At 68.3% G+C, this 8815-nt stretch carries 7 protein-coding genes; 5 read left to right on the top strand and 2 right to left on the bottom strand.

Annotated elements, in window-relative coordinates:
* Nucleotides 1–80 precede the first annotated feature (80 nt).
* Both IZR01_RS26100 and IZR01_RS26095 read right to left on the bottom strand, forming a co-directional pair.
* Nucleotides 81–707, bottom strand: a complete 627-nt coding sequence (locus IZR01_RS26100; protein ID WP_194895480.1) for a class I SAM-dependent DNA methyltransferase — start codon at nucleotides 705–707, stop codon at nucleotides 81–83.
* A complete protein-coding gene (locus tag IZR01_RS26095; protein WP_194895481.1) occupies nucleotides 704–2350 on the bottom strand; it encodes a PucR family transcriptional regulator in 1647 nt (548 codons plus the stop codon). The genes IZR01_RS26100 and IZR01_RS26095 overlap by 4 nt, the downstream gene beginning before the upstream one ends.
* A 560-nt stretch (nucleotides 2351–2910) precedes the next feature.
* Here IZR01_RS26095 and IZR01_RS26090 point away from each other — a divergent pair.
* From IZR01_RS26090 to IZR01_RS26070, 5 genes are all read left to right on the top strand, one after another.
* Entirely contained in the window at nucleotides 2911–4386 is a 1476-nt protein-coding gene (locus tag IZR01_RS26090; protein ID WP_194925372.1) for a gamma-aminobutyraldehyde dehydrogenase, read from the top strand.
* A gap of 108 nt (nucleotides 4387–4494) precedes the next feature.
* Nucleotides 4495–5781, top strand: a complete 1287-nt coding sequence (locus tag IZR01_RS26085; RefSeq protein ID WP_194895478.1) for a polyamine ABC transporter substrate-binding protein — start codon at nucleotides 4495–4497, stop codon at nucleotides 5779–5781.
* Between the two features lie 65 nt (nucleotides 5782–5846).
* Nucleotides 5847–7013, top strand: a complete 1167-nt coding sequence (locus IZR01_RS26080; protein ID WP_194895477.1) for an ABC transporter ATP-binding protein — start codon at nucleotides 5847–5849, stop codon at nucleotides 7011–7013.
* Entirely contained in the window at nucleotides 7010–7969 is a 960-nt protein-coding gene (locus tag IZR01_RS26075) for an ABC transporter permease (protein ID WP_194895476.1), read from the top strand. The genes IZR01_RS26080 and IZR01_RS26075 overlap by 4 nt, the downstream gene beginning before the upstream one ends.
* The gene (locus IZR01_RS26070; RefSeq protein ID WP_194895475.1) at nucleotides 7969–8775 is read left to right on the top strand and encodes an ABC transporter permease; all 807 of its coding nucleotides are present in this window, start codon (nucleotides 7969–7971) and stop codon (nucleotides 8773–8775) included. Before IZR01_RS26075 ends, IZR01_RS26070 begins: the two co-directional genes overlap by 1 nt.
* Nucleotides 8776–8815: the final 40 nt, after the last annotated feature.

Below are 8815 nucleotides of genomic sequence, written 5' to 3'. Positions count from 1 at the left end.
GAGACAGGGGCCATGGACGTGTCCTTCGTGGGTGGGCGAAGTTACCTGTCGGTACCCAGCATGGCCCATCGAGCGCGGTTTCAGGCCTCCCGCCGGGCGAACAGGTTCACCACCGGGAACTGCCGCGGCGCCTCCGGCACCGGCCGCTCGATGAGGCGCCCCACCTCTTCCAGGCCCGCCTCGTGCAACAGGGCACTGAAATGGTCGGGCCACCAGCGGTAGGCGGTGAAGACCTTGTGGTCGTAGGAGACGGTCAGTGACGAATCGTCGTCGGTCCCCGGGAAGCTGATGAGCGCACAGCCGCCGGGAGCCAGAACCCTGCGGAACTCGGCCAGCGTCGCGGGAACGTCCTCCGGCGCGGTGTGGATGATCGAGTACCGCGACAGGATGCCGCTCAGCGAACCGTCGGCGACGTCCAGCGCGGCCATCGATCCCACCTCGAACCGCAGCTCCGGATTTCTGGCGCGGGCCACGGCGATCATGCCGGAGGACACGTCCACTCCGAAGGCGTCCAGCCCGAGCCCGCTCAGGTACGCGGTGACGTGCCCGGGCCCGCAGCCCACGTCCGCGACCGGCCCGCCGACCTCCTTCGCCAGCTCGGCGAAGGAGGCGAGAAGGCCACGTTCCAGGGGGTACTTGGACAGGCTGTCGCTGAAGTTCGCCGCGTACTCTTCGGCGACTTCGTCATAGGGCTGTTGGGGGCTCATGGCCTTATAGCTTCCAGTGCCAGCAGGGCCACGTGCAATGCCAGACACGACTCCACCGAGTCCAGATCCACCGACAGGATCCGCTCGATCCGGTGCAGCCGCTCGTAGAACGACGGCCGCGACAAGTGCGCCGCGTCGGCCGCCGCCGACTTGTTGCGGCCCGAGTCCACGTACACCGACAGCATCTTGACCAGGTCTGTGCCGCGCTCCGCGTCGTACGCCAGCAGCGGTCCGAGTTCGCGTTCTACGAAGGTCTGGAGGCGGGCGTCGTCGCGGAGCAGGTGCAGCAGGCCGCGCAGGCGGACGTCGACCAGCCGGTGGTACGGCGCCGGCCCCGCCGGCTGTCGCACCGCCGCGTCCGCGACCTGCACCGCCTCCAACAGCGAGCGGCGCGCGTCGCGGACGGCGCCGACCGAGGTGCCGACCGCGATGACGTAGCCGTCGGCGGACGAGGGGGACGTCGGGCGCTCGACCAGACGGCGCACGCGCTCGGCGAAGCCGTCCAGCGCGGCGTCCTCGCGGTCCTGGGGACCCAGGGCCAGCAGCAGGCCGACGCTGTGTTCGTCCAGGGTGCCGATCAGCGCGGACAGCCGGCGGTCGCGGATGGCCGACGCGGCCTGGTCGGTCAGCTCGCGCAGCCGGGCTTGGGTCTCCAGCGCCGTGGGGTGCGCGGCGGTGCGCAGCCGGAGCACCACGCCGACCAGCCGGCGGCCGTCGAGGGTGACGCCGAGCGCCCGGGCCCGCAGCGCCACCTCGGACGCCGGCTGGCCGTGCGACAGGATCGCGGTCAGCAGGGTGCGGTGCGTCTGCCGCTCCAGCGAGTCGCGGTCCCGCTCGACCAGCCGGTTCAGGGCTAGGGTCGCGGCGGCGCGCTCCAGCAGCATGGACAGCCGGGGGACCGGCAGCGGGTCGTTGCAGATCAGGACCAGGCGGCCCCAGTCGTGGCCGCGGGCGCCGACCACCGTGGTGAGCCAGCCGGAGCGCTCGTCATAAGAAGTGCGGCCGGTGGTGCGGACCGAACGGGAGCGGCCCTCCCAGCCGTCGAGCAGGTCCGAGGGATCGGCCCCGGCCTGAGCGTAGGTGAGGACCTGGTGCGCCAGGTTCTCCAGGACCACCGGGCAGCCGGACATCCGGCCGATCTGCTGGACCACCTCGTCCGGGGAGGCGCCCTCGACGGCGAGTTCGGTGAACGTCTGGTGCACCTCGTCGGAGGCGCGCAGCTCGGCCAGCTGGGCGTCGATGATCAGACCGTGTACGGCTTCGGTGATGCCGACGAAACGTGTGTCCAGCGCGAGGGTGATCACCGGCAGGCTGTGCTTCTCGGCGGCGGCCAGCAGCGCCTTGGGCAGGCTGCTGTCGGTGTAGCGGCGGCCCAGCTCCAGCACCAGGCCGGCGGCGCCGAGTTTGGCCAGGTCGGCGACGAAGTCGGCGAGCCGGTCGCGGTCCTCGGGCCAGGCGATGCCGGTGGACAGCACCAGTTCGCCGCCGCGCAGGATGGTCGCGACGTCGACCAACTCGGTGACGTGCACCCAGCGCACCACCCGGTCCAGGCCGGTCGCCCCGGCCACCACCCGCGGCCCGCCCTGCTTGATCGGGCCGAGCTGGAGGACGTCGCCGACGGTCGGGTACTGGGTGGCGTACATCGACGGCAGGGCCGCCTTGTCGGCGGCGGGTGCCTGCTCGGCGGCCTTGGCGATCTTGGCTGCCTTGTCGGCGCTCGGCGCCGGCTCGTCGTCGGCCGGCTCGGGGCGGTCTGCGCTGCTCACGGTACTCCTGGGGCGTGCGGGCTCTGCGGTGCTCACGGGGCGGCGGCCGGTGCGCCGGGGGTGCCGGGCCGGCCGGGGCCGTCAGGTGCGGGTGCGGGCCGCGCTGTGCGGGCTACTTAACCCGTCGTTCTTTGCAGAGTGTTCAGAAGGATCGCACTGCCGAGGCACCTTGCCAGGTGCGCCGGGGGCGGCGCAAGGGATGTGCGGAAAATGATCCGACATTGATGCGGCGCGGGATCTGTCTGTGCAGGCCAGCGGCAGGTCGCGATTTCGTTGCGAGGTTCAATTTCCTCGACGGAATCCCTTGTTTCTCGGCCCGATGTCTGTAACGATCCTCACTCAAAAGCGCATGGCCGCCTTCCGAACAGGAAGTGACCGGCGGGCGCCGGTGTAGTCCGGCAGCCGCTCAAGGTTTGCAAGCCGTCAAGGAGATCGTGGTGCACCAGTACATCGGCGGGGGACCCAGGACCGGATCGTCAGGAGTCGTGCATCAGGTCACGAATCCGGCGGACGGCTCCACCGTCGCCGACCTCGTACTCGGTGACGGACGCGACGCCGATCTGGCCGTGGACGCGGCCGATCGGGCGTTCCCCGAATGGAGTAGGGCGACCCCGGCCGAGCGCTCGGCCGTCCTGCACCGGCTCGCGCTGCTGCTCGACGAGCGCGCCCGGGAGTTCGCCGAGACCGAGTCGCGCCAGACCGGCAAGCCGATCCGGCTGTCCACCGGCTTCGACGTCCCCGGCACCGTGGACAACACGGCGTTCTTCGCCGGGGCCGCCCGCCACCTGGAGGGCAGGGCCGCGGCCGAGTACTCCGCCGACCACACCAGTGCGATCCGGCGCGAGCCGATCGGCGTGGTGGCCTCGATCGCGCCGTGGAACTACCCGCTCCAGATGGCGGCCTGGAAGATCCTGCCGGCGATCGCGGCCGGCAACACCATCGTGCTCAAGCCGGCCGAGATCACGCCGCTGACCGCGTTGCTGTTCGCCCAGGCCTGCACCGACGCCGGGATCCCGGACGGCGTGGTGAACGTGGTCGTGGGCACCGGGCCGGTGGCCGGCGAGGCGTTGCTCGCCCACCCCGACGTGCGGATGGTCTCGTTCACCGGCTCCACCCCGGTCGGCAAGCGGGTCATGGAGATCGCCTCCCGCACGGTCAAGCGCGTGCACCTGGAACTCGGCGGCAAGGCACCGTTCGTGGTCTTCGATGACGCCGATCTGGAGGCCGCGATCCACGGCGCCGTCGCCGGCTCGCTGATCAACACCGGCCAGGACTGCACCGCGGCGACCCGCGCGTACGTGCACCGCAGCCGGTTCGACGAGTTCGTGGCCGGGGTCGCGGACCTGTACGCGCGGGTGTCGCTCGGCGATCCCCTCGACCCCGCGACCGACCTCGGCCCTCTCGTCTCCTATGCACAGCGGGACCGGGTCGCCGGCTTCGTGGACCGCGCCCGCGGCTACGGAGCGAAGATCGTGGTCGGCGGCGAGGCGCCCGGCGGCGCGCTGGCGGCCGGTGCGTACTATCGCCCGACGCTGGTCACCGGGGCCGCTCAGGACTCGGAGATCGTGCGCGACGAGGTCTTCGGCCCGGTGCTGGCCGTGCTGCCGTTCGACACCGACGAGCAAGCCCTGGCCCTGGCCAACGACACCCCGTTCGGCCTGGCCGCCTCCGTGTGGACCCGCGACCACTACCGCGCGCTGCACGCCGTACGGGAGATCGCCGCCGGCTGCGTCTGGGTCAACGACCACATCCCGATCATCAGCGAGATGCCGCACGGCGGCTACAAGGCCTCCGGCTTCGGCAAGGACATGTCGGCCTACTCCTTCGAGGAGTACACGCAGGTCAAGCACACGATGCACGATCTGACCGGCGTGGCCCGCAAGCCCTGGCACCGCACCATATTCGAGCTCTGACTTCCAGCTCTGAGACATCTGCCACCGCACCACCTTTGAGTTCTGAGACACCTGCCACCGCACCATCCGCCGCATGCCAGCCCCACAGGTGATAGGACGGACCACCGCATGAACGACATATCCCGGGACCGCGAGCAGTTCCTCGAAGCCGCCGCCCGCTACCCCGAAGCCTTCAAGCGCCAGCTCGGCAGCGCCTCGCGCCGCGGGTTCCTGGCCGCCGGCGTCGGTCTGGGCGCGGCCGGCCTGCTGGGCGCCTGCGCGACCAAGACTGCCCACAGCTCGGCCGGGAGCGCCGGCAGCGGTTCGGGGTCGTCCTCGGCGGCGCCGTCGGAGGGCAAGGAAGGCGCCGACAAGTCCGACACCGAGAAGATCGTCAACTTCTCCAACTGGGTGTCCTACATCGACGTCGACCCGAACGACAAGAACAAGCGGCCGACGCTGGACAACTTCAAGGCCGAGACCGGGATCACGGTCGACTACACCGAGGACGTCAACTCCAACGACGACTTCTTCGCCAAGATCCACCAGCAGCTGGCCGCCGGCCAGGACACCGGCCGCGACCTGATGGTGCTCTCGGACTGGATGATCGGCAAGCTCCGGCAGATGGGCTACCTGGAGCCGCTGAACCTGGCGAACATCCCGAACTTCAAGGACCTGCTGCCCGACACGGCCAACCCCGCCTACGACCCGAACCGCAAGCACACCGTGCCGTGGGCGCTGGGCTTCACGCTGATGGGCGTCAACCTCAAGTCCGCCGGGCTCACCAAGGACCAGGCGCAGCAGCTGTCCATCAAGGACATGATGACCGACGCCAAGTACAAGGGGAAGGTCGGCTACTTCGCCGAGATGGAGGACGGCGTCGGGTTCGGACTGCTGGCCACCGGGGCCGACCCGGCGAAGTTCACCGACGACCAGTTCAACGCCGCGGTCGCCTACATCCAGAAGGCCCGGGACAACAACCAGATCCGGCAGTTCACCGGCAACGACTACATCAATGACCTGACCAACGGGAACTACGCCATGTGCATGGCGTACTCCGGCGACATCGCGCAGATCGACGACCCGAACATCGTCTGGGTGGTGCCGACCGAGGGCATGCTCTGGTTCACCGACAACATGTGCATCCCGGCCATGGCCTCCCACAAGACCAACGCCGAGAAGTTCATGAACTACATGCTGGAGCCGAAGGTCGGCGCCGCGCTGGACGACTACATCAGCTACATCCCCTCGATGCAGGGCGCCGACACGGCGATGAAGACCATCGACCCGAACGCGCTGCAGAACCAGCTGATCTTCCCGGACGCGGCCACCAAGGCCAAGGCGCACGAGTTCCAGAATCTGGATCTGAAGACCCTCGACAAATACGTGTCGCAGTTCAAGGACGTCACCGGCTGATGCCGGGCCACTCCCTTCCCCTTTCCGATCCCCTCCCCGATGGCACGACAGGCAGGCAGCGGTAGATGAGTAAGAATACTGAGACTCCGGCCGCGGGCGGTGCCGTCGCCGGAGACCTGAAGCTGGTGAACGTCACCAAGCGGTTCGGCGACTTCGCCGCCGTCAAGGATCTGACGCTGACGATCCCGCAGGGCTCGTTCTTCGCCCTGCTCGGCGCGTCCGGCTGCGGCAAGACCACGACGCTGCGCATGGTGTCCGGGCTGGAGGAGCCGACCGCCGGCCGGGTGTTGCTCGGCGACCACGACGTCACCCGGCTGCGGCCCTACAAGCGCCCGGTGAACACCGTCTTCCAGAACTACGCGCTGTTCCCGCACCTGACCATCGCCGAGAACATCGCCTTCGGGCTCAAGCGGCGCGGCGTCAAGGACGTCAAGAAGCCGGTGCAGGACATGCTCGACCTGATCGAGCTCTCGCACATCGGCGCGCGCAAGCCCAACCAGCTCTCCGGCGGTCAGCAGCAGCGGGTCGCGCTGGGCCGGGCGCTGATAAACCGGCCGCAGGTGCTGCTGCTGGACGAGCCGCTGGGCGCGCTGGACCTCAAGCTGCGCCGGCAGATGCAGATCGAGCTCAAGCGGATCCAGACCGAGGTCGGCCTGACCTTCGTGCACGTCACCCACGACCAGGAGGAGGCCATGACCATGGCCGACACCATCGCGGTGATGAACCTGGGCCGGATCGAGCAGCTCGGGTCGCCGACCGACCTGTACGAGAACCCGAGGACGACGTTCGTCGCGAACTTCCTGGGCCAGTCGAATCTGTGGCCCGGCAAGGCTTCCGGAACCGTCGGCGAGCACCTGCGGGTGAGGCTGGAGGACGGCACCGGCGTGCTGATCCCCTCCGCGCGGAACAACGCCTCGGGCGATGAGGTGATCGTCGGCGTCCGCCCGGAGAAGATGTCCATCCACGCCTCCGCCGACGAGGTGCCGGACGGCCGCAACATGCTCACCGGCGGCGTGGTCACCGACACCAGCTTCGTCGGGGTGTCCACGCAGTACGTCGTCAAGGTCGCGGTCTGCGACGAGCTCGGCGTGTTCGTGCAGAACGACGGCGCGCGGATCTTCCGCCCGGGTTCGGACGTCGTGGTGTCCTGGGACCCGTCGCAGGGCTTCGGCCTGGACGGCAAGCAGGACATCGACGCCGGCGCGGAGGCGGACCTGGAGGCCGGCTCGTGAGCGCGCCGGCCCTGGCCGACGAAGCCGCCGAGGCGCTGGCGGACGGGACCACCGTGGCCGAACTGCGTGCCGACAAGCGGGTTCGGCGGCGCAGGGCGACCCTGCCCTATGTGCTGCTGGCCCCGGGCATCATCTGGCTGGTCGTGTTCTTCATCGTGCCGATGTGGTCGATCGTCTCGACCTCGGTCGAGACCGGCGACATGGACACCGGGTTCGTGCTCAGCTGGCGCTGGGCCAACTTCGGCGACGTGTGGAGCCAGTGGCACCAGCAGATCATCAGGTCGCTCGAGTACTCCCTGATGTGCACCGTGTTCTGTCTGATCCTGGCGCTGCCGCTGGCGTACTTCATCGCCTTCAAGGCCGGACGCTGGAAGAACCTGCTGATGGCCCTGGTCGTCGCGCCGTTCTTCACCAGCTACCTGATCCGCACGCTGGCCTGGAAGACGATCCTGGCCGACGACGGCTGGGTGGTGCACGCGATGAACACGCTGCACATCACGCCGCTGTTGAGCGGGATGGGCTGGACCTACTCCGACAACAGCGTGTTGCAGACGCCGTTCTCCGTGGTCTGCGGCATGGTCTACAACTTCCTGCCGTTCACGGTGCTGCCGATCTACACCGCGATGGAGAAGATCGACCCGCGGCTGCACGAGGCCGGCCAGGACCTGTACGCATCGGCGTGGGCCACCTTCCGCAAGGTGACGTTCCCGCTGGCGCTGCCCGGCATCGTCGGCGGCACGCTGCTGACGTTCATCCCGGCGGTCGGGGACTACACCAACGCGGTGATGCTCGGCGGGCCGAAGACGAAGGTGATCGGCACGGTGATCGAGCAGCAGATGATCGGCACCGGAGGCAACATCCCCTACGGCGCCGCGCTGTCGGTGCTGTTGATGGTCGGCACGCTGGTGATCACCCTCGCCTACATCAAGCGGGCCGGGACGGAGGAGATCGTCTGATGGCTGTCATCAATTGGTTCCGCAAGCACGTGATCGCCATCGTCGCGGGCCTGATCTTCTTCTTCCTGCTGGTTCCGAACTTCGTCGTGATCTGGATGTCGTTCAACAAGCCCTCGGGCAAGTACAACGTCAAGTGGGAGAAGTTCTCCTTCGACGCCTGGAAGAACCCGCTCGACGACGGCATCCTGCACGACCCGCTGATGCTGTCGCTGGAGATCGCGCTGCTGGCCACGCTGGTCGCCACGGTGCTGGGCACGATGATCGCGTTCGCGATCGTGCGGCACAGCTTCAAGGGCCGCGGGTTCGTCAACAGCGTGCTGTTCCTGCCGATGGCGGCGCCCGAGATCGTCATGGGCACCACGCTGCTGGCGTTGTTCCTGAACACGTTCGGCGTGAGCTTCCTGGGCTTCAAGTCGATCCTCATCGCGCACATCATGTTCTGCGTCAGCTACGTGGTGATCACGGTGAAGTCCCGGCTGAACGGCATGGATCCGATGCTGGAGAAGGCGGCTCAGGACCTTTACGCCACGCCCTGGCAGACCTTCTGGCGGGTGACGTTCCCGTTGGTGGCGCCCGGGATCGGGGCGGCGGCGCTGTTGTCGTTCGCGCTGAGCTTCGACGACTTCATCATCACGGAGATGACCGCGGGCAACTCGGTGACGTTCCCGTACTGGATCTGGAACGCGGTGCAGAAGGGGATCCCGCCGCAGGTCAACGTGATCGGATCGCTGATGCTGATCATCACCTTGGCCGGGATCGCGATCGCCGAGGTGCCGAAGTGGCTGAAGACGTCGAAGGCTCGCTGAGGGCTTTTCAATAGCCTCAATAGGTACAATCAACTCAAAG

This window comes from Catenulispora pinisilvae (assembly GCF_015356865.1).
Classification (GTDB): Bacteria; Actinomycetota; Actinomycetes; order Streptomycetales; family Catenulisporaceae; genus Catenulispora; species Catenulispora pinisilvae.
This window is presented reverse-complemented; position numbering and strand designations above follow the sequence as displayed.

What these genes read in the sequence shown, in the direction of transcription:
- IZR01_RS26100 (WP_194895480.1), bottom strand. Translation starts at nt 707, where the DNA reads ATGAGCCCCCAACAGCCCTATGACGAAGTCGCCGAAGAGTACGCGGCG.
- IZR01_RS26095 (WP_194895481.1), bottom strand. Translation starts at nt 2,350, where the DNA reads ATGTACGCCACCCAGTACCCGACCGTCGGCGACGTCCTCCAGCTCGGC.
- IZR01_RS26085 (WP_194895478.1), top strand. Translation starts at nt 4,495, where the DNA reads ATGAACGACATATCCCGGGACCGCGAGCAGTTCCTCGAAGCCGCCGCC.
- IZR01_RS26080 (WP_194895477.1), top strand. Translation starts at nt 5,847, where the DNA reads ATGAGTAAGAATACTGAGACTCCGGCCGCGGGCGGTGCCGTCGCCGGA.
- IZR01_RS26070 (WP_194895475.1), top strand. Translation starts at nt 7,969, where the DNA reads ATGGCTGTCATCAATTGGTTCCGCAAGCACGTGATCGCCATCGTCGCG.